The sequence below is a fragment of the Saccharothrix luteola genome (genome assembly GCF_020859565.1).
Taxonomy (GTDB): domain Bacteria; phylum Actinomycetota; class Actinomycetes; order Mycobacteriales; family Pseudonocardiaceae; genus Actinosynnema; species Actinosynnema luteola.
On record NZ_JAJHUO010000015.1, the window covers coordinates 209,495 to 231,167 of the forward strand.

A 21,673-nucleotide genomic window follows, 5' to 3' on the forward strand; every position below is an offset into this window, starting at 1 on the left:
GGCTCACGAGACCGGCGTCGGCTCGGACAGGCGCCAGAACTCGGCGTAGCGGCCACCGAGGCGCAGCAGCTCGTCGTGGGAGCCCTCCTCCACGATCCGGCCGCCGTCCAGGAAGGCGATCCGGTCGGCACGTCGCACGGTCCGCACCCGGTGCGCCACCATCACCACCGTCCGGCCCGCCATCAGGCGCTCGACGCCGTCGTGGACGGCCGCCTCGTTCACCGGGTCGAGGGCGGAGGTCACCTCGTCCAGCAGGACGATCGGCGCGTCCTTCAGCAGCGCCCGCGCGATCGAGACGCGCTGGCGCTCTCCGCCCGAGAGCCGCGCGCCGCCCTCGCCGACGTTCGTCGCCCAACCGCCGGGCAGCCGCTCGACCACCTCGTCCAACCGGGCCGCCGCCGCTGCCTCGCGCACCTCGGCGGCGCTCGCGCCGGGACGGCCGAGGCGCACGTTCTCCTCGATCGTGCCGTCGAAGAGGTAGACGTCCTGGAACACGAACGCGATCCGCGCCATCAGCTCCTCGGTGTCGATGGCGCGCACGTCCACACCTCCCACGCGCACCGCGCCCGTGTCCACGTCGTAGAACCGCGCGAGCAGCTGGAGCACCGTGCTCTTGCCCGCGCCCGACGGGCCGACCACGGCGAGCCGCTGCCCCTCCGGCACGGTCAACGACACGTCGTCGACCACCGTGCGGTCGCCGTGCCGGAAGGTGGCGGAGTCCAGTTCCAGCCCGTGGTGCCGCGGCCGGACCGGCTCACGCGGTTGCGGCAACGGCTCGGCGCGCAGCACCGCGTCGAGCCGCGCCAGCTCGAAACGCGCGCCGCGCAGCTTGCCGCCGATATCCGACAGCGACAGCAGCGGGTCCGCGCACCGGGCGGCCAGCACCAGGATCGCCACGACCTCGGCCGCGCCGATCTGCCCGCCGAGCGCGAGGTACGCGCCCAGGACCAGCAGCACCGTGAACATCGCCTGCACCGCCAGCGTCAGGCCCACCGCGCCGGGCAACGCCGACCGCACGGACCGGCGTGACGCGCGCTCGACGTCCCGCAGCGAGTCGTCCAGCGACCGGAAGCGCTCGGCGGTCCGGCCCCCGGCCCGCAGCACCGGCTGCGCCTGGAGGTACTCGATGACCCGCCCGGCGGCCTCGTGGTCGCGTTCGGCGCGCTCGGCGTCGGTGGCGGCGGCCGAGCGTCCCGTCCAGGACTGGACCGCCGCCACGACGGGTGCGGCGGCCAGCGCGGCCAGCCCCAACCGCCAGTCGAAGCCGAGCATCACGACCACGATCGTCAGCGGGGTCACGGCGGCGGAGACGAACGGCGCCAACAGGTGCGCGATCACGCCCATGGCCTGCAACACCCCGGTGCCGGCCAGGACGGACAGCTCCCCGACCCGGCCGCCGTCGTACCAGCCGATGGGCAGGCGGGCCAGGTGGTCGCCGAGCCGGTGGTACATGCCGCGCAGCAACGTCGTACCGGCGCGGAACCCCGAGAGGTCGCTGCGGTAGCGCAGCACCGCGTAGACCGCGACGGCGGCGCCGAACGCGATCAGCGGCGGCCAGACGTCTCCGGGCGTGTGCCCGAGCAGTGCCCGCAGCACGGGGACCAGCAGCGCGTAGGACAGGCCTTCGGCTATCGCGGTGACCGTCATCAGGGTCACGGTGCGGCGCACCGGCCGGGCGTACTCGTTCCCCAGCACCCGCAGCAGCATCCGGATCATCGGGGTTCGCCTCCTCGTCGGACGGGGGTCTCGTCGGCCGTCGCCGCTCGGTGCGATTGCCAGAACGCGGCGAACTTCCCGTCGCGCGCCAGCAGTTCGGTGGGTGCGCCGCGTTCCACGATCACCCCGTCCTCCAGCACCACGACGGTGTCGGCGTCGGCGATCGTCTCCAGCCGGTGGGCGATCACGAGGGTCGTCCGCTCGCCCGCCGACGACGCCAGGGCCCGGCGCACCGCCTGTTCGGTCCGCGGGTCGGCCAAGGCGGTCGCCTCGTCCAGCACCAGCACGGGCGCGTCGGCGAGCAGCGCGCGGGCGAGCGAGATCCGCTGCGCCTCGCCGCCCGACAGCCCGGCGTCCTCGCCGATCACCGACTCGTACCCGCGCGGCAGTTCGAGGATCCGGTCGTGGACGTCCGCCAGCCGGGCGGCGCGGACCACGTCGTCGCGGTCGGCGCGCGGCACCGCCAGCGCGATGTTGTCCGCGACCGACGCGCGCAGCAGTGACGTGGACTGGAAGACGAACGAGACCCTCCGGTAGAGCTCGCGGCTGCCGAGGTCGCGCAGGTCGACACCGCCGAGGAGGACCGAGCCGTGCGTCGGGTCGAAGAACCGCGGCAACAGCTGGACCAGCGTGGACTTCCCGCTGCCCGACGGGCCGACGACCGCGGTGGTCGTGCCCGGTTCGAGCACGAGGTCGATCCCGCGCAACACCTCGTGACCCGGCTCGTAGCCGAACCGGACGTCACGCAGCTCCACCCGGTGCCCGCGCGGCGCGACCGGGTGCGCGGGCTCCGGCAGCGACCGCACCGCCAGCACGTCCCGGATCCGGTCGAGCGCGCGTCGTGCGGCCTGGAGGTCGTCGAAGCCGTGGCCGAGGGCCGCCACCGGAGCCGTCAGGCCGAGCCCGAGCAGCACGAACGGCAGCAGGTCGGCCGGCGCCAGGCCGCCGGAGGTGATCAGGGCCGCGCCGCCGACCAGCACGACCAGCAGCACGAACGGCGGCGACAGCGCCAGCTGCATCCCGGCGGCGATCCCGGCCATGCCGTGCACCCATCGGTTGAACGCGCCGACGAAGTCGTCCACCGCCGTGCGGAACCGGCGATGGGCGCGCTCGCCCCCGCCGAACGCCTTCACCACCGAGATGCCCCGCACGAACTCGACCACCGAGCTCGCGATCCGACCCATGGCGCCGTCGAACTCCTCCTGCTCGCGCAGCCGGGCCGGCGTCATCATCAGCGGGACCAGCGCCACCGCCAGCGCCACCGGTACGACCGTGATCAGCGTGAGCCGCCAGTCGACGGTGACCAGGTAGGCCAACGACACCAGCGGCACCACGAACGCGGCGACGAGCTCGCCGGGGGCGTGGGCGATGACCGGGTGCACCGCGCTCACGTCCTCCCCCACGACCTTCGCCAGCTCGCCGGTCCGGCGGCCGGAGAGCCAGCCGATCGGCGCACGCCCCAGCCGTGCGGCCAGCGCCCGTCGGAACGACAGCTGCACCCGGCCGTCGAGGAGGTGCCCCACCGCCGCCGACGCGGACGTGAACAGCAGCCGGACCACCAGGCCGACCGCGCCCGCGACCACGACGAACCACACGTGGCCGTGGTCGACCGGACCGGGCGACAGCAGCGCACGGCCCAGTTCGACCACCGCCAGCAACGGCGCCAGCCCCGCGACCGCGCCGACCACCTGGAGCACGACGACGACGGCGAAGGTCCACTGGTGAGGGCGCAGCAGCGCGGCCAGGCCCGGTCCCGCCGGGTCGACTTCGGGCGGCGCGATCGCCTCCGTGACGGTCATCGTTCTCCCACCTTCGTCGATCTCGCCGCGAGGCGGTCCCGGAGGAACCCGGCGACCTCCGCCCGCGCGGCCTTCGCCTGCCGCACCACGCCCGGCATGCTGAGGAACCCGTGCGTCGCCCCGGGGTGTTCGGTGAGCCGCGCGGGCGTCCCCGCCTCGCGCAGCCGTTCGGCGTAACGGCGGCCGTGATCGGCCAGCGGGTCGACGGTCGGCACCACCACGAGCGCCGGGGCCAGCCCGCTCAGGTCGTCCGCGCGCAGCGGCGACAGCGCACGGGCATCCGTGCCCGGCGGAACGGCCAACCGCCGGTACAGCAGCAAGTGCGCCATGGTCAGGGTCGGGCTGTTCGCGTGCCGGGTCATCGACGTGTGGTCGAACGCCGCCTCGGTCAGGTCGAGCGCGGGGTTGACCAACACCTGCGCCCGCAGCGGCAGCCCGGACTCCCTGGCCCGGATCGCGGCCAGCGCGGCGATCACCCCGCCGTTGCTCTCGCCGAAGACCGCGGTCCGCGCCGGGTCGATCCCCCAGTCCCCGGCGTACCGCACCACGTGCCGCAGCACGTCCCAACCGTCGTCGACGGCCGCCGGCAGCGGGGTCCCCGGAGCGAGGAGCCGGTGCTCGACCGAGACGACGACCGCGGGCAGCCGTGCGGCGAGGTGGCTGTTCACCCAGTCGCTCTGCGCCGCCGTGCCGACGAACCCGCCGCCGTGCACGTGGAGCACGAGCGGCAGGTCGACGTCCCCGCCGCGGTCCGGCGACGGCCGGTACACCCGGACCCGGACCTCGCGGTCGGCCAACGCCACCTCCCGCCACCTGATCCCGGCGCCGCGATCCGGCAGCCCGGTGACCACCCGGACCAGGCGGGACGCCCGCCTGCGGTTCTCCGCGTCGCGGTAGGCGATCAACTCCTCCGTCGTCATCGCCGACCAGTCCGGCTCCTTCCTCAGGGCGTGCAGCAGCCGGATCCCCACCGACGGGCGTTCGACGCCGATGACGTCGTCCATGTCTCCTCCTCGACCACCGTAGTTTCGCTACCGATGGTATCGATACCGATCGTAGCGCAATTGGTTATCGTGGGGTCATGACCCGAGCGACCCCGTCCGGCAGGCCGCCCGGCCGCCCGCGCGCCGGCATCGACGCGGTGGTCTTCGCCGCGACGCTGGGCACCATCCACGAGCTCGGCTACGCGGGCGCGACGATGGACCGCATCGCGGCGGCGGCGGGGGTCGCGAAGACGACGCTCTACCGGCGGTGGGAGTCGAAGGGCGCGCTGATCGTGGACTGCATCCTCGACGCGTTCGGCCCGCTGCGGCCGGAGAGCGCCGACCGGGTCGAGATCCTGACCTCGGCCATCCGGTTGGCCGCGGCGAAGATCGGCGAGCCGGGGCTCGCCGCGGCGTTCGCGGGCGTGTTCGTGGACGCCATCGGCGACCCGGCCCTGCGCGAAGTCCTGTCGACGCGGTTGCAGGCCCCGTACCTCGCCGTGCTCCAGGACGCGCTGGGCGAGCCGGAGGACCGGGTCCTGCTCTTCATCGACGTCGTCGTCGGGACCCTGCTGCACCGGATGGGCATGACCGGCGTGCCGATGGTCGACGCCGACGTCGACGCGCTGATCGCGATGATCCTGCGCGACTTCGCCGACTCCGAGCGGTGATCACGCCGGCCACGACCGCGCCGCCGGTGTTCACAACTCGTTGTTCAGCCCGCTCCGGGCGAACCTGAACACCCTCCGCACCGCTTCACTCGGGACCGATGACGGAGCCCGTGCCGCGTCCACGTCCGCGGCACGGGCTCCCCCCCTACGGACAGGGAGGTCCCGTGGCGCGAAGAGCAGTGGCGTTGGCGCTGGCCGCCGCACTGGCGGGAACGGCGGCGCCCGCCCACGCCGCACCCGACAGCACACCACCGGACACGACCGCGCCCGGCAGCGCGCGGGGCGCGACGTCGCCGAACGACCGCAAGACCGTCACCCTCGTCACCGGCGACCGGGTCGTCCTCGACGGCGACCGGGTCGTCTCCGTCACGCCCGGCGCGCACCGGCAGGACGTCTCGTTCCAGGTCACCCGGCACGCGGGCCGCCTGCGCGTGGTCCCGGCCGACGTGGCCGGACCGCTGGCCGAGGGCCGGGTGGACCAACGGCTGTTCGACGTCACCGGGCTGGTCGAGGCCGGGTACGACGACGCGCGGCGCGACACCGTGCCGGTGATCGTCTCCGGGGGCCGCCCGCCGTCGGGCGCACGGGTGGCCGGCGCGCTGCCCGCCGTCGACGCGGTGGCGGCCGAGGTCCCGAAGTCGACCGGGTGGCTCGACCTGCCCGAGGGCCCCGGCAAGGTGTGGCTGGACGGGATGGCCCGCCCGCTGCTGGACCGCAGCACCACGCAGGTCGGCGCGCCGGCGGCGTGGGCGGCCGGGCTGACCGGCGCGGGCGTGACCGTCGCGGTCGTCGACACGGGCGTGGAGGGCGATCACCCCGACCTGGTCGGGCGGGAGGTCGCCGGGCGCGACTTCAGCCACGAGCAGGACGGCGTCGACCACTTCGGCCACGGCACGCACGTCGCCGCCACGATCGCCGGTCACCGCGCGCCCTACCGGGGAGTCGCGCCGGACGCGCGGCTGCTCGACGCGAAGGTGTGCGACCGCGAGGGGTTCTGCCCGGAGTCGGCGATCGTCGAGGGGATGCGCTGGGCCGCGGAGCAGGGCGCGGACGTGGTGAACATCAGCCTCGGCCTGCCGCCCAGCGACGACGTCGACCCGGTCGAGGCCGCCGTGGACGCCCTGTCGGCGAGCCACGGCACGCTGTTCGTGGTCTCGGCGGGCAACTCCGGTGACGCGCCGGGCACCCTGCTCTCACCGGGCACCGCCGACGCCGCGCTGACCGTCGGCGCGGTGGCGCGCGACGACTCGATCGCCGAGTTCTCCAGCCGGGGACCGAGGGCCGCCGACGGCGCGGTCAAGCCCGACATCACCGCGCCGGGCGTGGACGTCGTCGCGGCGAGGGCGAGCACCGGCGGAGCCCTCGGCACGCCCGTCGGCGAGCACCACATGGCCCTGTCCGGCACCTCGATGGCCTCGCCGCACGTCGCCGGCGCGGCGGCGCTGCTGGCCCAGCGGCACCCGGACTGGGACGGCGCGCGGCTCAAGGCGGCGCTGACCGCCTCGGCGCGGCCGAACCCGGCGCTGGGCGTGCACGACCAGGGCTCGGGCCGCCTGGACATCGCCGCGGCGCTGTCCACGACGATCACCAGCCAACCCACGTCGGTCGTCCTCGGCAGGCACGAGTGGCCGCACGACGACGACCGGCCCACCACGAAACCCCTGGCCTACCGCAACGACGGCGCGCAGCCGGTCACGCTGGACCTGGCAGTGCGGGCGGACGGGCCCGGCGTGTTCTCGGTGTCCCCGACGAGCGTCACCGTCCCGGCGGGCGGCACCGCCGAGGTCGCCGTCACGGGTGACGCGCGGCAGGCGGCCGCGGACGGCGCGCACTCGGGGACGGTGGTGGCGACCGCCGGCGGCACGGAGGTGCTGCGGACGCCGGTCGGCCTCAACCGCGAGGCGGAGAGCCACCCGGTCACCTTCGACTACCCCGGCGCACCCGAGGGCAGGGCGTTCACGCTCTTGGTGCACCTGGCGACCGGCGCGCACACCTACGTGCGCGACGGCACCGCGCGGCTGGCCAAGGGCGACTACCTGGTACAGACGCTGCTGGGCCCGGAGGAGGGCCCGCACACGATCGTCACCCGGCCGGACCTCCGGGTCGAGGGAGCGGCGCACGTCGTCCTCGACGCCCGCGCGACGGGACCGCTGGAGGTCGTCGCGCCCGATCCGGCCGCGACGGCGGGCGAGCACCACGTGGTGGTCGAGCGCCGGCTCGGCGAGCACGCCGTGAGCGTGGGGGTGTACCACCCCGGCGGTTTCCGGGCCGGGACGCGGATCGGTCACGCCGGGCCGTCACTGCCGGCCGGCGAGCTGGACGTCTTCGTCTCCGCGCAGTCCGCGAGCCCGTCGGCGGCCTACTGGCTGGAGTGGGTCGAGCACGGCCGGGTGCCCGACGGGTTCGTGCGGCGGCCGCGTGAGTCGGACCTGGCGAAGGTGCGCACCACGTTCGCACCGAAGAGCACGGGCGGGTACCGGGAGTTGGGCGGCTACGTGGTCGCGCCGTCCGGTGCGACCGGGCCGGCCTTGTTCACGGACGTGGCTTCCTCGCCCGTCTTCACGCGCTACACGACACCGGATGTCGTCTGGCAGGCGCTCTACGTCGACGAAGGAGCTCTGATGACCGCGAAGCAGGAGCGGTACGGCGCGGGCCGGACCTACGACCGGTCGTTCGGCGCGCCCGTCATCGGTCCGGTGATGTACTCCGGCGACTACCCGAACCTGGCGCGCACCGGGAACGACGTGGCGATCTCCCTGTCGCTGTTCGGCGACCGCGAGGGCAACGAGGGCTACTCCAGGACCGCCTCCGCGCGCACCGCGCTGTACCGCGACGGGCAACTGGTCGGCGAGAACGACAGCAGCGGCCACGGGGTGTTCGCGGTGCCGCCGGGGCCCGCGGTGTTCCGGGCGCTGACCGAGGTGACGCGCGCGCCGGAGGTCTCGGACTTCAGCACGCGCATCGAGGTCGACTGGACGTTCCGCTCCGACACCACCAACCGCGAACGGCGGCTGCCGATGTCGGTGGTGCGGTTCACCCCGGAGCTGGACCACACGGGCAGCGCGCCCGCGTACCGGCCGCTGACCGTGCCGCTGGTGGTGGACCAGCAGCGCGGCGTGGACAACGCGCCGCTGCGCCACTTCCACGTGGAGGTGTCCTACGACGACGGCGCGAGCTGGGTGAGCCTCCCGGTGCTGGGCCGCGCGGCGCTGGTGGGCAACCGGGCGAAGCCGGGCACGTTCGCCTCGCTGCGCGTGCACGCCACCGACGGCCGGGGCGGCGAGCTGAGCCAGACCGTGATCCGGGCCTACCGGCTCGGCTGACGGTCCGGGGCAGGCGCCGGGCGGGTGTCCGCCCTCCCGCCCGGCGCCGTCACGGGCACAGCGGTCGTTCCGCCACACCGGGGAAGTGCGCCGCCCAGTCGACGTCCACCAGTTCGAGGCACACGTCGCCGATCACCTGGTCGACGTCCACCGCGAGCCGCCACAGCGCGCCGCGGGTGTCCACCATCAGCAATTCGCCGTGCTCGTAGCGCACGAAGCTGAACTCCACGCCCGGTGCGCGCAGCGAGAGCGGTTCCCCACCGGTCAGGTCCCACAGCCACACCGAGTCGCGGTGCACCGCCATGACGGCGTGGCCGTTGCGGGAGAACTCGACCACGGCCGCCTCCGGGATCCCGTCCGCCTCCAGCAGCGTCCTGGACCCGTCCAGCACGGTGAGGTGCGCGTCGTCCCGGTCGGAGACGGCGAGCAGGGAGCCCGGACCCGTCACGAGCGACAGCCGCGCGTCACGGCTGAACACGGGGGTGACCCGGCCGTCCAGCGACCACACCTCCACGTGCCGCAGGTCGTCGTCGCGGCGGGCCAGGACCACGCCGTCGCCGTCGTCCAACGGCATGGCGTACTCGACACCGTCGACGGGCAAACGGGTGCGGGTGGTGTCGCCGGGGCGCCAGTGGACCGCGCCGCCGTCCTCGACGGCGGTCATGAGGGTGCCCGCCGCGTCGATGCCGAGGGGGAACGGCCAGTCGGTCATGGTGCCGGCGATGCGCGGTGCGCCGGGATCCCTCAGGTCCCACAGCTGGAACTCGTCGCGGTCGACCACCATGACCGCGGTGCGCTCGTCGGCGCTGATCAGGTTGAGGAAGCCGTCGGGCGGCACCGGCATCCCACCGCCCCGCTGCTGCTCGGGTCCTGCCCAGAGCCGGATGTTGCCCGGCAACCCGGGTTCGGGGCCGAACTCCTGGGTCACCGCGATGCTGCCGGGCACGCGCAGGTAACCACTGCCCAGGGTGGTGGCGGTACCCGCCGCGCGGGCGAGCAGCAGCGCGTCGCGGGACTGGGTGGTGGGTGCGACGCGGTAGGCGGCCAGGGCGAGCGCCGCCGCTTCGCGCGGGCGGGTCAGCAGGTCCAGGGCGCTGTCGGCGGCGCGCATCGACAGCGTCTGGTTGCGCTCGCGGGTGGCGGCGCGCTGGGCGGTGACGGCGTAGACGGCGGTGGCGGTGAGCAGCAGGACGAGCGCGGCGAGGCAGGCGACGAGTCGCCGCAGCCTGCGCACGCCCCGCCGGCGCACCGCCTCGCGGTCGCGTTCGGCGGCCAGGCCCGCGTCGACGAACTCCCGCTCGGCCGCGTTGAGGCGGGGCGCCAGGCGGCGTGCCTGTTCGAGGTGGACGCCGCGGTAGAGCACGTCGGGGTCGCGGTCGTGGGCGCGCCACGCGTCCGCGGCGCTGGTGAGCCTGCGGTGGGCGCGCAGCGCCTCGCGGTCCTCGTCCAGCCAGCCGACCAGCCTCGGCCACGCGCGCAGCAGCGCCTCGTGGGTCAGCTCGACGGTGTCGCGGTCGAGGGTGATCAGCCTGGCCGCGGCGAGCCGGTCGAGGAGCGCGTCGCGCGCGTCGAGTTCGGCCCGGGCGACGCGGCGGCGGGTGTCCTCGGTGCCGTCACCGGGCGCGACCAGGCGTTGGAACACCTGCCGTGCCGCCTCCCGGTCCGGCCCGGGTAACGCGTCGTAGACCTGTTCGGCGGTGCGGGCCAGGGCGTGCTCGACGCCGCCCGCGTCCTCGTAGCCCGCCAACGTGAGCACCGCGCCGCGGCGCCGTCGCCACGTCTCGACCAGCACGTGCGAGGCCAGCGGCAGCGCGCCCGACTGGGCGGCGACGTCCGCGATCAGCCGTGCCACCAAGGCGTTCTCCAGCGAGGCACCCCGGCGGGCGGCGGGTTCGACGACCGCGCGGCGGAACTGCTCGGCGTTCATCGGGCCGACGAGCGACTGCGAGCGGTGCAGCGCGTCGAGCAGCTCGGGGTGGCGGGCGCAGTGGCCGTAGAAGTCGGCGCGCACGCCGATGACGACCCGGGCGGCGCCGGCGGCGTGGGTGAGCGCGTGCACCAGCCAGCGGCGGTCGACCTCCTGGCAGAGGGTGAAGACCTCTTCGAACTGGTCGACCACGAGCAGCAGGTCGTCGGCGGCCCGGCGCAGCAGCACGCGCAGGTGCTCGGGGTCGGCGGCGAGTTCGGCGCGCACCTCGACCGCGGACCGGTCGTCGGCGAGCGCCGCGGCCAGCTCGGTGATCGGGTCCGAACCGGGCGTGATGACCAGGTGCGCGCCCCACCGGGCGGCCAGTCCCGCGCGCAGCAACGACGACTTGCCCGCGCCGGACGCGCCGAACACCCCGACGAAGGGCCGTTCGCGCACCAGCGCCAGCAGTCGGCCCACCTCGGCCTCGCGACCGAAGAACCGGTCGGCGTCGCCCACCTGGTAGGCGGCCAGCCCCACGTAGGGCGCGTCGCCGTCGTCCGGTCCCTCGGCGGCCAGCTCGCGCCAGCGGGCCGTCCACTGATCGACGTCTCCCCCGCACGCGCGGACGAACGCCTTGGTGACCGCGAGGCTGGGCAACCTCCGCCCCGACACCGCCTCGGACAGCGCGGCGGGCGAGTAGTTCGCCAGGCGGCCCAGCTCGCGGTAGGACGGCAGCCCGGCGACGCGACGCAACCGCCGCAGGTCACCGGCGAACTTCAGCACCGGCGTGTCCTCTTCGACCAGCGGACGTTCCGTGCGCGGCACCCTGATCCCCCTTCGACGCCTCGAATTCTCCCGGCGAAGACCACCGGCGGGCACCACCGAGGGGCGTCCTTTCCCACATTGCGCAACGTTGCGCAAGGCCCCGAGCGGCCTCAACCGGGACGGCCGATTCGCCTTCCACCCCCTGGTCCACCTGGCCGCTTTGCGAACTCGTAACCCGAATGGCGGATGCCGACCCAGTGGCACGACCTGACACTAACACCGCTCTGGGAGCGCTCCCAGGTGCAAGCGGAGGCACCCGCGCACGTCCGCGTCGTCGATCAACGAAGATTTGGCGGTACACATGCTTCGCTCCTCCCAAGACGTCCCCGACCGACGCCGCCGGGCGCCGGGAACCACGACGGAGGTCGTGCCGACCCGCGGCAAGGCCGCCGTGTGGCGGGCGTCCGCGATCCTCGGGGCCTGCCTGACCCTGCTGGCGACCGTGCTGGTCACCTTCGGCGCGGGCAACGCCGCCGCGCACGGCGCGGTCAGCGACCCGCCCTCGCGCCACTACGGCTGCTACCACCGCTGGCCCAACGGCCCGTCGCAGCAGATGGCCACCGAAGACCCCATGTGCTACCAGGCGTGGCAGGCCGACCCGTCCGCGATGTACAACTGGAACGGCCTGTTCCGCGAGGGCGTCGCCGGCAACCACCAGGGCGCCATCCCCGACGGGCAGCTGTGCAGCGGCGGCCTGACCTTCAACGGCCGCTACGCCGCGATGGACAAGATCGGCGCGTGGGTCGCCCCGAGCAAGCCCAGCCGGTTCACCCTCAACCTGAACGACACGTCCTCGCACGGCGCCGACTACATCCGCGTCTACGCCACCAAGCAGGGCTTCAACCCCAAGACCCAGGCCGTGAAGTGGAGCGACCTGGAACTGGTCGGCCAGACCGGCAGGATCCCCACGGGCAACCGCACGCCCGTCGAGATCAACGCGCCCGGCCGCAGCGGCCACCACGTCCTCTTCACCGTGTGGCAGGCCAGCCACCTGGACCAGAGCTACTACGCGTGCAGCGACGTGAACTTCACCGACGGTGGCACCACGACCACCACCACCCCGACCAGCACCACGACCACGACGACCACCACCACCACGACGACGACCGGGAACCCCTCGGCGGGCTGCTCGGCCACCTTCCGGGTGACCTCGCAGTGGTCCGGCGGCTTCCAGGTCGAGGCGCGCGTGACCGCCGGCGCGTCGGCGATCTCCGGCTGGACGGTCAGCTGGACGTTCACCAACGGTGAGCGGATCAACTCCTCGTGGAGCGCGGCCGTGACCACCAGCGGGTCCTCGGTCACCGCCCGCAACGCCGCTTACAACGGCTCGGTGGGCGCGGGCGCGAGCGCCACCTTCGGGTTCGTCGCCTCCGGCACCGCCGGGACGCCGACCCTCACCTGCACCGCGTCCTGATCCCGTCGGGGCGCCCCCCGCCCCGCCCGCGGCGGGGCGCGCCCCCGGCGGAAACCCCCCCCCCGCCGCGGGGGGGGGGGGGGGCGGCCCGCGGGGGGGGGGCCCCCCCCCCGGGGGGGGGGGCCCCCCGGGGGGGGGGGCCCCCCCGACGTGCTTCAGCCCGCCTGCCGGCTGAGGTGCTCCCACTTGGCGAGCTCGGCCGTGCGCGCCCGCGCCATCTCCTCGACCATGCCGTAGGCCGCACCTCCCAGGACCAGCCGCTTCGGCGGCTCGGGCAGGTCCACGACCTGCATGAGGACCGACGCGGCCAGGCCCGGGTCGAAGTCCTCCGACTCGCCCCACAGCTCGTTCAGCCAGGCACGCAGCGGCGCATAGGCGGAGTCCTCCTCGGTCATCGTGAGCCCGAGGGTGAACAGGTCCGTCCGGTAGCCGCCGGGCTGCAGGATGGTCACCTTGATCCCGAAGCGCTCGACCTCCATCGCCAGCGCTTCGCTCATCGCGTCGAGCGCGGCCTTGCCCGCGCTGTACAGGCCGGTCGCCGCGAAGCCACCGGCGGAGCCCATCGACGAGACCTGCACGACGTGGCCCGAGCCCTGCGACCGCAGGAGCGGGACGACCGCCTGGTTCACCCAGAGCGCGCCGAAGAAGTTCGTGTCGAGGTGGGCGCGGGCCTGCTCCTCGGTGACCTCCTCGACCATGCCGAGCAGCGCGCCACCGGCGTTGTTGACCACGACGTCCAGCCGGCCGAACGCCGCGAACGCCCGCTGCACCCCGGCGACGACCGCCTGCCGATCGGACACGTCCAGCGGGAAGGCGACCAGCCTGCCCCCGCTACCGGCGACGAGGTCGTCCAACGGCGTGACGTCGCGGGCGACGCCGACGACCTGATCCCCCGCCGCGAGCGCGGCCTCCGTGAACGCACGCCCCAGACCACGCGAGGCGCCCGTGATGAACCAGGTACGAGTGTGTTCGCGCGTCATGGCGTCTCCCCAACTTGTGAGACGATACGTCCCGTCTCGATGCACGGAACCCTGACAGACACCGGGGCACAAGTCAAGACGGACCGTCTCGTTCCGAGTACAGTGCCGCCATGGCCACCAGCACCACGCCGAACAGCACCCGTCGCAGCGAGCGGTCCCGACTGGCAATCCTCACCGCGACGCGCGAGCTCATCGGCGACCTCGGGTACGCCAAGTTGACGATCGAGGCCATCGCCGCCCGCGCGGGCGTCGGCAAGCAGACGATCTACCGCTGGTGGCCGTCGAAGGGCGCGGTCGTCTTCGACTCCCTGCTGGCGTTGAGCGAACGACCGGACGGCGGCGGCATCGAACTGCCGGACACCGGGGACGTCGAGCGGGACCTGAAGACGGTGCTGCGCGCAACGGCGGCCGAGTTCGCCGATCCCGGCTTCGAGGCCCCGATCCGGGCACTGAACACGGAGATCATCAACGACCCCGACCTCGCCGCCGCTTACCGGGAGAAGATGGAACGGCCGATGCGCGAGGCGAAGCGCCGACGGCTGCGCAGCGCCCAGGAGGCCGGCCAACTGTCCCCCGACGCCGACCTCGACCTCGTCATCGACCTGCTGTACGCGCCACTGGCCCAACGCTGGCTGCTGCGCTCCGGCCCACTGGACGACGCGTTCGCCGACGCCCTGGTCACCGCCACCCTCCGCGCCTTCCGCCCGTGAAGCCCGATACCGCCACCTGCGTTCGCCGGTATTCCATCAAGTGGTCGTGACGAATCGTCACATGTGGCTTGACCGGTAATTGGGCCGCTCATGCACGCGAGCACCCACGACCTCCAGGCCGCAACCCGCGATAGGGCGGTGAAGGGCGGGCGCATCGCTCATACATTCAGGGTGCCCTGCCGGCGGATCGAAGTGGCCGCGAACCCGACTTGCCGCGGCGGCTTCACCCTCACCACACCCTGGAGTGCCATGACCGAGCCGCCAAGGTCTTGAACGCACGCACCGCGCGACGTCTGCGCCGCCGACCGACGCCGAAGCGGTCGCGCTGCCGCGGTGCCCCGTCACCGAACTGAAGGCGCCGGGCGAACTGGCCGAGTTCGACGAGGACGAAGGTCAGGCCCGGCTCGGCATCGTGCTCCAGGCCCCGGCTCGGCGCACCACCACGCACCTCCGTCATCGTCACCACCGGCGAACCGGATGGGGATGACCGACCGGGTCGGACCAAGACCGAAAACCACTGGAGGTGCCTCATCGGCGACACACGAAAGGACGTGGATCAGTGCCGACGTTAACAATCAATTTCGATTCCTACCGGATCCGGCATGACGCAGGACCGCTCGCCTCGCAGAACTACGTGGCCGTGATCGAATGCCTGGCCGGCCTCGCAGAAGTAGTCAACCTTATTTTCATGAAAGAAGGGATCACCCCTCCCCAGAACGTCAAGGCCGCCAACGGCGTCGTCCTCTTGTATTTCCCGGTCTCCCGGTTCAACGACATCTTGAACACCATCCGCTACGAAAAGCCACTGCGCTGCGTCTTCAACTCGGACAGTTTCTGGGGCTATCTGGAGACGAACAGCAGCGAACCGACCGGCGAGCAAGAAGGCTGAACCGGCCTGTTGAACCAACATGGCCGTGCCTGATCACCTGACGAAGGGCGCGGTGCGACCGGACACACGCGAGTTGCACCGCGCCCTGTCCGCCGGAGAGGGCGGTCGTTCGATCGGCTTGTTTCCGACCCACACCGGGTGACGCCACGGCACGCATCTTGCGCAGCCTCATGCCGTACTGCTGCTCTTGACCCAAGGGTGCGCACCAACCGGAGAAAGGAACTCACATGCCGCGGCGATCGACATCCGCAGGCCTGGTAGTCCTCTACCTGGCGTCCCTCCTCTGGCCATCCCCCGCCACGGCCGTAACGAGCGACGACCTGGAGGGCTGGTTCACGGACGATGACGTCGCCATCCGCTCGGAACCCCGTCTCTCCGCACGCATCCACGGACGAGGCTATCGGGATCACAAAGTCACCTTGCACTGCTTCACCGTCGGGGATGACGTCGACGGGATCAAAGACTGGCTGAAGCTGACCGACCGGACCACTAACGTCCACGGGTTCTCCTCAGCGAAATATGTCAGCTTCGACTGGCACCACGAAGCTCCATCGAAGTGCTGAGGGCCAGCCGTCGACCGCACGGCTGGTCGACCTGCCCACGGCACGCCGACTCGCCGTGCTGGGGCGCGAGCCGCCGGCGAAGGTCTGGCAGGTAATCGACGAGGTCGCGCTGCGGCGCATTGCCACTGGTGCCGATGGCACCTTCGCCCCGCGCTTCGCTGAAGTCCCGCCCTGCGTAGGACATCCGGTTCTCACGCCCCACCTCGATGTGTCTGCCTAGGGCGGTCGTGTCATGACGCTGGTGCGGGAACCGATCCACCCGAACTGGCCGGTATCGCCGCGGCAGCCGGGTTGATCGTCAAGGGTGCATCCGGGCGCCCTTGAGCGCCTTCTCCAACACGCAGATGTGGGATCCATCCCACCGCATCCGACGGCACGGCACACCCCCGCAAACGCGCCGCGACCGGTGCCGTCAGCATCTCCCCCGTGGGACACTAACCCCTGAGGGCGGTCACCATGGGTAACCGAATCGTCCCCAGCCTCGTGTTCGGCGGCCACCCCGAGCCGAGGACTTTCCCACCGGATGTCCGCTGCGGTGAGGGCGTCGATGATGCCGTAGGCGCGGGCTGCGGTCAGGTACTGGGCCAAGCCGGGCAATGCGGGCGACGTCCAGAGCAAGCGCCTGACTGGGTCGGCGACGACCTGGACATTCATGCCGTGGCGCTTGCGCTTTCCGGAGTAGTACGCCGGTCGGTTGCGATGCGGTCGATGCGCAGCAGGGTGCCGTCGAGGACGACGTGGATGTAGCGGCAGACGGTGGCCAGGCTGAACAACAAGCCCGCAACCTGCTCATGGATTTGGGCGACCGGGCCGACGCTTCCGGTTCCTCATCCCCGACCGGGCCGGCCAGTTCACCGCCTCGTTCGACGCGGTCTTCTCCGGTACAGGCATCCGGGTTGTGAAGACCCCATCAAGGTGTCCACGAGCCACCGCCGACCACACCAAGCCCTCCAACTCACACCACCACGGCAGGACCATCCGACCGCAGAGCCCAATTGAACCTCAATACGCCGACGACCAGTCCTTGGCGGTCTGATCAATGAGTACGAACCCACAGCAGCATAAGCGTAAGTCAGAGCACGTGGCCTACTGTCGAAATTGGTTCACCGATCGACACGAACACGTACGGGTTGTGGTGACCCCGCAGCCACACGGCGCACTCGAGTGGCTGCGGGACTCTACCCACGTCGTGTTTCGTTTACCCGAACAGGCGACGATTGCAGAGTGGTCGCCCACAGGGGGAAGCGCGAACCGCCTGACAGCCTGTCGAGGCTGGACGTTTCAAGACGATGAGACGCTCTTACGTCAGTTCACAACGGCTCGATGATGTGCACGCGGCCCTCACCGACACCGGGGACGTTGGGCCTGAGACCATCGTAGTTGAACTCCGGGTCCCGCAGACAGGCCAGGACCTGGGAGACGTCCCAACCAGGGAACTGCGTGGTGGCCTGATGGGCATCGGCGGCGCCCTGGGCAGCCATCCCGAAGGCGTTGGCACCCGCGACCCCTTCGCTCCGCTCGGCCGTACCGGCCAGCCCGGTCACCCACACCTTCACCCACGGGTAGTTGGACAGGACGCCCGATGCCGCCACCACCACCCCGCCCGGCCCGGAGATCATCCGGATCGGACGGTCCACGCGGTCCTTGCACGCCTTCACGTCCGCACCGATGGAGAGCAGCTTGAGCAGCTGGTCGCCGCGGCTGGCGACGACCGGCACGACGGTGTCGGCTTCGGTGCACAGCCTCTCCACGTCCTCTCTCTTCAGGGTGGGCTCGGCTGTGCCGTTGTTGGCGGGCACCTCTTTCGCCACGACGTCCTTCTCCTCCGAGCCGATGTTGCGCTCGTTCAGGTCGGCCCGGAGTTCGTTGCTGAAGTAGGTGTCGTCGGGGTCGTAGACGACCGCGGCGCCCAAGTTGCCGGGTTGTGCTCGCACCCATTTCGCGATCTCCTCCGCGAACGCCGCGTTGAACGGGGAGGAGAGGAACATGTTGGGGTTGGCGGTCATGCCGCTGCCGTACATCGCCGCGCCGATCACCGGGATGCCGGTGAGGCCGCCGATGGCGTCGAGCGCCTGTGGCCTGCTCTGCGAGATGCCGATGACGGCCGCCAGTTCGCCGCGCCCTGCCCGCTTGCGCGCCGCGATCCGCTCGGCGACCCACTGCCCGTCGGCGAACCGGTCGCCGCTGTTGGCCAAGACCAGCTTCACCGGCACCTTGCCATCGTCGCTGTCGGCCAGCTGGTTGTGCTCCTTCTGCTTGCCCACCACACCTTTCAGCTGCCAGATGGCGTTCGGCGGCGCCGTGCTCTCGGCCTGGTCGGCTCGGGTCAGCGGGCCGAAGAAGACCACGGTCCGGTAGTAGCGCGGATTGCCCTGTCGGTCTTTGAGCCTGTCCACGGCATCGTTGTTCTCGGCCGTCTGCCGTTCGAGGGCCGCGAGGTCGGGCACGAGATCGTTGTCGATGATCTTGCCGCTGACGAAGCTGCACCCGCTGTCGATGACACCGACCCGCTCACCGGTGCCATTGATCTTCGTCTCCGAGCAGCCACCCAGCAGGTACTGATAGGCCCCGAAACCGGCCGCACCCGCCAGCAGTGCGATCACGACGGCCAACGGCGCGACCGCCGACAGACCCGGTACCCGCGGTGTGACGTGGCGGTGGGACCCGATCCATATCCCGACAGCGGGGTTCTCCTCCGCGGCCTTCTCACCGGCAACCGGCAGGCGGGCCGCCAGGTACGGCGGCTTGGGCAGTGCCGTCCGTTCGCCGTTGACGAACCGATTCAACGTGGCCGCCGCGTCCGGCACGCTGTGGGTGGTCGTGGCCACGCGAGCCGCGTGATCCGGGTTCAGGGCGCCGACGATCAGCAACGGCGCGGGATTGAGATCCTTCATCTGCTCGGCGAACTCGTCGAGCAGGGCCGCGACGTGCGGCTGGGCACCGTCCAACAGCAGCATCGGTGTCCACCGGCGTCGCCGACGGCGCGGCGATATCCGGCCGGGCCGCATCAGGTCGGACAGATCCTCCAGCAAGGCTTTGACGAGGACCTGGCGGCGCAGGTTGTCGAGACGCCCGGTCTTCAGCTCACCGATGGACAGCAATGACAACGCTTGGGAGGCGAAATCACCCGGGTTGCCGGTCGCGCTCTTCACCAGGTCGCGGAGCCAGCGTGTCGAGCGACCGTTGAGGATCCTGGTGTACAGCCACTTCAGCGGGCCGCTCAGAATCGCGGTGAGCAACGTCCCGATCAGATGGACCGGTAAGTCCGCTTGGCTCATCTCACGAGCCCAACCGAGCACAGGCTTGCGGCTCTCCCAACGCTGGTACAGCAGGGCGAGGAGCCTCGCTCTCTGCGTAGCGCGTCCTGCCGCGCCGACCTCTCCGTCGGCATCGAGGATGTCCTGGGCCAGTTGGAACCGCCGGGGTCTCCAGTTCTTGCCGGCGGTGCGGGGGATGCGATCTCGCAGCTTCTGCACGAGCAAGTCCAGCAGCGCCACATACGGCGGCAACCCCGTCGTGGCGGCTGACTCGACGAGATCCTTGTCCGCGTACGCGTGCGGCACCAGAGCGCTGTCCCCCAAACCGGACAGCCGGTCCTTGAGGTCGGAGAGGAACTGCGCGTTCAAATCCGGATCGGACGAGGTCGCCACGACCACCAGGGAAGGCAGCTTGGGGCTGTGGCACGTGACGTCGTCGAGCAGGGAAACCAGCCTGTCCATGCCATCGACCGGTTTGAGCATTTAGACCTCCACTATGTTTCCACAAAGTCCCTACATCGATCAAGTCACAGTCAGCGCCGAGACGTACCCGCATGCGATGCGCAGTTTACGAACCGATAATCACGAGGTAGGCACGTGCATACCACCCGGCTTCATCGGCCACGAGTAGCAGCCGTTCGACTCTCCGTCGGCACGCCGCTAAAACATGTCACGTCTAATCAGTTACAAACGTGACGGCGTACGCCGCCCGGACGGGCATCCCCTAACCGTTGCACTCGCGGCATGACATCGGCCTGCCGACCCGAACTTCATCATGACAATCGCCACGACGACATGGCGATACGTTATGCAGCTAACTCGTCACGCGTCTCCTACCAAGAGAAAGGCAGGCCAAGAAGCGACGACCTCCGATCATCGCGGTAGCGACACCTTACGGCTCGCCCGTGCGACTGGATCCGCAATTTTCGGTAGTTACCCGATTCGTGATCTCACGGGCTCACGACACCAAGAGAGCAGCGCCACATAGGGCATCCCGTACGGCCAGTCGGTCGAAGGCCGCAGAGGTAGTACCTCTGATGCGACGCGCGGGTAGATACATGCCGGACACCGCCCAGCGCCGAGCGGTCTGCCAATCGCGCCAAGCGGCTGAACGCAAGGACGAGCGACACGGCGGGCAGATCACCCGAACCGGAATGAGCTTCCACGTCTGAACGTGCGCCGCACATAGCGGCAATCGCGGCTGCGGGGTTCCAGAACTCTGCGACTGAGCGCTGAACTGCGGGATCGCGCACCATGAGCCGTCGAGGCATGATCGCGAGGCGCGGCGCTACGACTGCTCTACCTGATCTTCGTCCGGCTCGTTGGCCGGCCAGTCCTGCCCGGCCGGTCATCGGCGGCCAAAGACGTGGAGCTGCTGGTGCTGCGGCACGAGATCGCCGTCCTGGTACGCCAACTCGGTGACGCCCGTCCGCAGTTTTCCCGCCGACCGGGCGTTCCTCGCGGCACTACCGCCCTGCCTCCCAACCGCCACGCGTTATCGGCTCCCAACTGCTGGTCCGTCCGGAGACGGTACTGCGGTGGCACCGCGACCTCCTCGCGCGCCACCACTCCCCCAGGTCCCACGCCAATCGGCCCGACCGACCACGAACCATCCGCTCGATCCGACTCCTGGCGCTGTGCCTGGCGCAGGAGAACCCCGCCTGGGGCTACCGCCGCATCCACGGCGAACTCCTGGTACTCGGCATCGACGTCGCCGCGTCGACGGCGTGGCAGATCCTCCCGGCCGCACCCTCATCTGGAACCAACAGCACCTGCTCCAGCGCCCTGCGCGAGTACGAGAAGTCCTACAACACCCACCGACCCCACCAAGGCATCGGCAACGCACGACTGCTACGCGCTCTTACACGAGTCGTCACCGATCAAGCAGCGATCATCCGACTCGACATCCACCGACGGCAACGACTGGGCGGCATCCTCGACGAGTACCACCACGCCGCCTGACCTGCACGGACGACATTTTCGGCGAGCACAACGTCAGGAGGATCTCTTCGTCGGACCGGTCGGTGACGTCGACGTCCAACCGCACCCGGCCCGGCTCGACGCCGTCGCGGCGCAGATCGGCGATCAGGCCGGCGAACACCGCCGTCATGTACTCGGCGAAAGGCTGCCCCGGTCGACGGACGACGAAGTTCATCCGCCTACGGTAACCAGCACCCGGTCACCACGAACGGGTGACGGCACGCGACCGCCGAGGTACGCGGCGGCCAGCCTGGGGTGAACGCGGTGATCGAGGCCGGGGCCGAGCTCCAGGCGATGGCCGAGGCCGCCACCTCGACCAGCACCACGTCCCCCGAGCACCAGGACGTCAACCCGCTGCCGCTCTGTCGGCAATGACCGGGGTTCCTGGTCCGTGCGCCCGACCCGACCGAGACGCACGCGGTGCCCGACAACGGCCGCCGAGGTCGAGGCGATGACCAGCACCCGCGGCGACGCAAGCCCACCTCCGGCAACACGTCACCAGGCTGACCCTGCGCGCGTCGACCAACTCGACCCGGTCTTCGAACCACCAAGCCGTTGTCGCCGAAGCTTCGTCGCGTGCACGATCGGGGAAGGGATCCTCCGCAGCGGGCGGTGCGCGGCGGTCCACTGGCTAGGGGGACCTGCTGCGCTCGG

The 21,673-nt window shown here is 71.4% G+C and carries 13 protein-coding genes and 1 pseudogene; 6 read left to right on the plus strand and 8 right to left on the minus strand.

What is annotated here, in order from left to right; genetic code table 11:
* Nucleotides 1-3: 3 nt before the first annotated feature.
* Genes LNK82_RS21995 through LNK82_RS22005 form a run of 3 tightly spaced genes read right to left on the minus strand, consistent with a single transcriptional unit; the run spans nt 4 to nt 4,519 of the window.
* A complete protein-coding gene (locus tag LNK82_RS21995) occupies nt 4-1,716 on the minus strand; it encodes an ABC transporter ATP-binding protein (RefSeq protein WP_230568921.1) in 1,713 nt (570 codons plus the stop codon).
* Nucleotides 1,713-3,515, minus strand: a complete 1,803-nt coding sequence (locus LNK82_RS22000; protein ID WP_230568922.1) for an ABC transporter ATP-binding protein — start codon at nt 3,513-3,515, stop codon at nt 1,713-1,715. Before LNK82_RS22000 ends, LNK82_RS21995 begins: the two co-directional genes overlap by 4 nt.
* Entirely contained in the window at nt 3,512-4,519 is a 1,008-nt protein-coding gene (locus LNK82_RS22005; RefSeq protein WP_230568923.1) for an alpha/beta hydrolase, read from the minus strand. The genes LNK82_RS22000 and LNK82_RS22005 overlap by 4 nt, the downstream gene beginning before the upstream one ends.
* Before the next feature lie 77 nt (nt 4,520-4,596).
* Here LNK82_RS22005 and LNK82_RS22010 point away from each other — a divergent pair, with 77 nt between their 5' ends.
* The gene (locus LNK82_RS22010; RefSeq protein ID WP_230568924.1) at nt 4,597-5,169 is read left to right on the plus strand and encodes a TetR/AcrR family transcriptional regulator; all 573 of its coding nucleotides are present in this window, start codon (nt 4,597-4,599) and stop codon (nt 5,167-5,169) included.
* A gap of 164 nt (nt 5,170-5,333) precedes the next feature.
* Nucleotides 5,334-8,492 carry a S8 family serine peptidase gene (locus LNK82_RS22015; protein ID WP_230568925.1) on the plus strand — a complete coding sequence of 1,053 codons (3,159 nt, stop codon included), beginning with the start codon at nt 5,334-5,336 and terminating at the stop codon, nt 8,490-8,492.
* Nucleotides 8,493-8,541: 49 nt separating this feature from the next.
* Here the strand turns inward: LNK82_RS22015 and LNK82_RS22020 are convergent, their stop codons facing one another.
* Nucleotides 8,542-11,226, minus strand: coding sequence for an nSTAND1 domain-containing NTPase (locus LNK82_RS22020; RefSeq protein ID WP_230568926.1), 2,685 nt, complete (start codon nt 11,224-11,226; stop codon nt 8,542-8,544).
* A 367-nt stretch (nt 11,227-11,593) separates the two neighbouring features.
* Here LNK82_RS22020 and LNK82_RS47830 point away from each other — a divergent pair, with 367 nt between their 5' ends.
* Nucleotides 11,594-12,640, plus strand: coding sequence for a lytic polysaccharide monooxygenase auxiliary activity family 9 protein (locus LNK82_RS47830; RefSeq protein ID WP_308257248.1), 1,047 nt, complete (start codon nt 11,594-11,596; stop codon nt 12,638-12,640).
* 155 nt (nt 12,641-12,795) lie between these two features.
* Here the strand turns inward: LNK82_RS47830 and LNK82_RS22035 are convergent, their stop codons facing one another.
* Nucleotides 12,796-13,620, minus strand: coding sequence for an SDR family NAD(P)-dependent oxidoreductase (locus LNK82_RS22035; RefSeq protein WP_230568927.1), 825 nt, complete (start codon nt 13,618-13,620; stop codon nt 12,796-12,798).
* A 110-nt stretch (nt 13,621-13,730) separates the two neighbouring features.
* On the opposite strand from LNK82_RS22035, the gene LNK82_RS22040 reads away from it, so the two are divergent.
* The 3 genes from LNK82_RS22040 to LNK82_RS22050 all read left to right on the plus strand — a co-directional run bounded on the left by LNK82_RS22040 (nt 13,731) and on the right by LNK82_RS22050 (nt 15,782).
* On the plus strand, nt 13,731-14,330 hold the full coding sequence (locus LNK82_RS22040; protein ID WP_230568928.1) for a TetR/AcrR family transcriptional regulator: 600 nt from the start codon (nt 13,731-13,733) through the stop codon (nt 14,328-14,330).
* A 559-nt stretch (nt 14,331-14,889) separates the two neighbouring features.
* The gene (locus tag LNK82_RS22045) at nt 14,890-15,219 is read left to right on the plus strand and encodes a hypothetical protein (protein WP_230568929.1); all 330 of its coding nucleotides are present in this window, start codon (nt 14,890-14,892) and stop codon (nt 15,217-15,219) included.
* A gap of 227 nt (nt 15,220-15,446) precedes the next feature.
* A complete protein-coding gene (locus LNK82_RS22050; RefSeq protein WP_230568930.1) occupies nt 15,447-15,782 on the plus strand; it encodes a hypothetical protein in 336 nt (111 codons plus the stop codon).
* 519 nt (nt 15,783-16,301) lie between these two features.
* On the opposite strand, the pseudogene LNK82_RS22055 reads toward LNK82_RS22050, so the two are convergent.
* The 3 genes and pseudogenes from LNK82_RS22055 to LNK82_RS22065 form a co-directional block, all read right to left on the minus strand.
* A pseudogene (locus tag LNK82_RS22055) lies at nt 16,302-16,519 on the minus strand (transposase family protein); the annotation flags it as partial.
* A 573-nt stretch (nt 16,520-17,092) separates the two neighbouring features.
* Nucleotides 17,093-19,522, minus strand: a complete 2,430-nt coding sequence (locus tag LNK82_RS22060; protein ID WP_230568931.1) for a type 1 periplasmic-binding domain-containing protein — start codon at nt 19,520-19,522, stop codon at nt 17,093-17,095.
* Between the two features lie 1,408 nt (nt 19,523-20,930).
* Complete coding sequence (locus LNK82_RS22065) at nt 20,931-21,194, minus strand: hypothetical protein (RefSeq protein ID WP_230568932.1); 264 nt, start codon at nt 21,192-21,194, stop codon at nt 20,931-20,933.
* Between the last annotated feature and the right edge of the window lie 479 nt (nt 21,195-21,673).

What these genes read in the sequence shown, in the direction of transcription:
- LNK82_RS21995 (WP_230568921.1), bottom strand. Translation starts at nt 1,716, where the DNA reads ATGATCCGGATGCTGCTGCGGGTGCTGGGGAACGAGTACGCCCGGCCG.
- LNK82_RS22000 (WP_230568922.1), bottom strand. Translation starts at nt 3,515, where the DNA reads ATGACCGTCACGGAGGCGATCGCGCCGCCCGAAGTCGACCCGGCGGGA.
- LNK82_RS22005 (WP_230568923.1), bottom strand. Translation starts at nt 4,519, where the DNA reads ATGGACGACGTCATCGGCGTCGAACGCCCGTCGGTGGGGATCCGGCTG.
- LNK82_RS22010 (WP_230568924.1), top strand. Translation starts at nt 4,597, where the DNA reads ATGACCCGAGCGACCCCGTCCGGCAGGCCGCCCGGCCGCCCGCGCGCC.
- LNK82_RS22035 (WP_230568927.1), bottom strand. Translation starts at nt 13,620, where the DNA reads ATGACGCGCGAACACACTCGTACCTGGTTCATCACGGGCGCCTCGCGT.
- LNK82_RS22040 (WP_230568928.1), top strand. Translation starts at nt 13,731, where the DNA reads ATGGCCACCAGCACCACGCCGAACAGCACCCGTCGCAGCGAGCGGTCC.
- LNK82_RS22050 (WP_230568930.1), top strand. Translation starts at nt 15,447, where the DNA reads ATGCCGCGGCGATCGACATCCGCAGGCCTGGTAGTCCTCTACCTGGCG.
- LNK82_RS22060 (WP_230568931.1), bottom strand. Translation starts at nt 19,522, where the DNA reads ATGCTCAAACCGGTCGATGGCATGGACAGGCTGGTTTCCCTGCTCGAC.
- LNK82_RS22065 (WP_230568932.1), bottom strand. Translation starts at nt 21,194, where the DNA reads ATGAACTTCGTCGTCCGTCGACCGGGGCAGCCTTTCGCCGAGTACATG.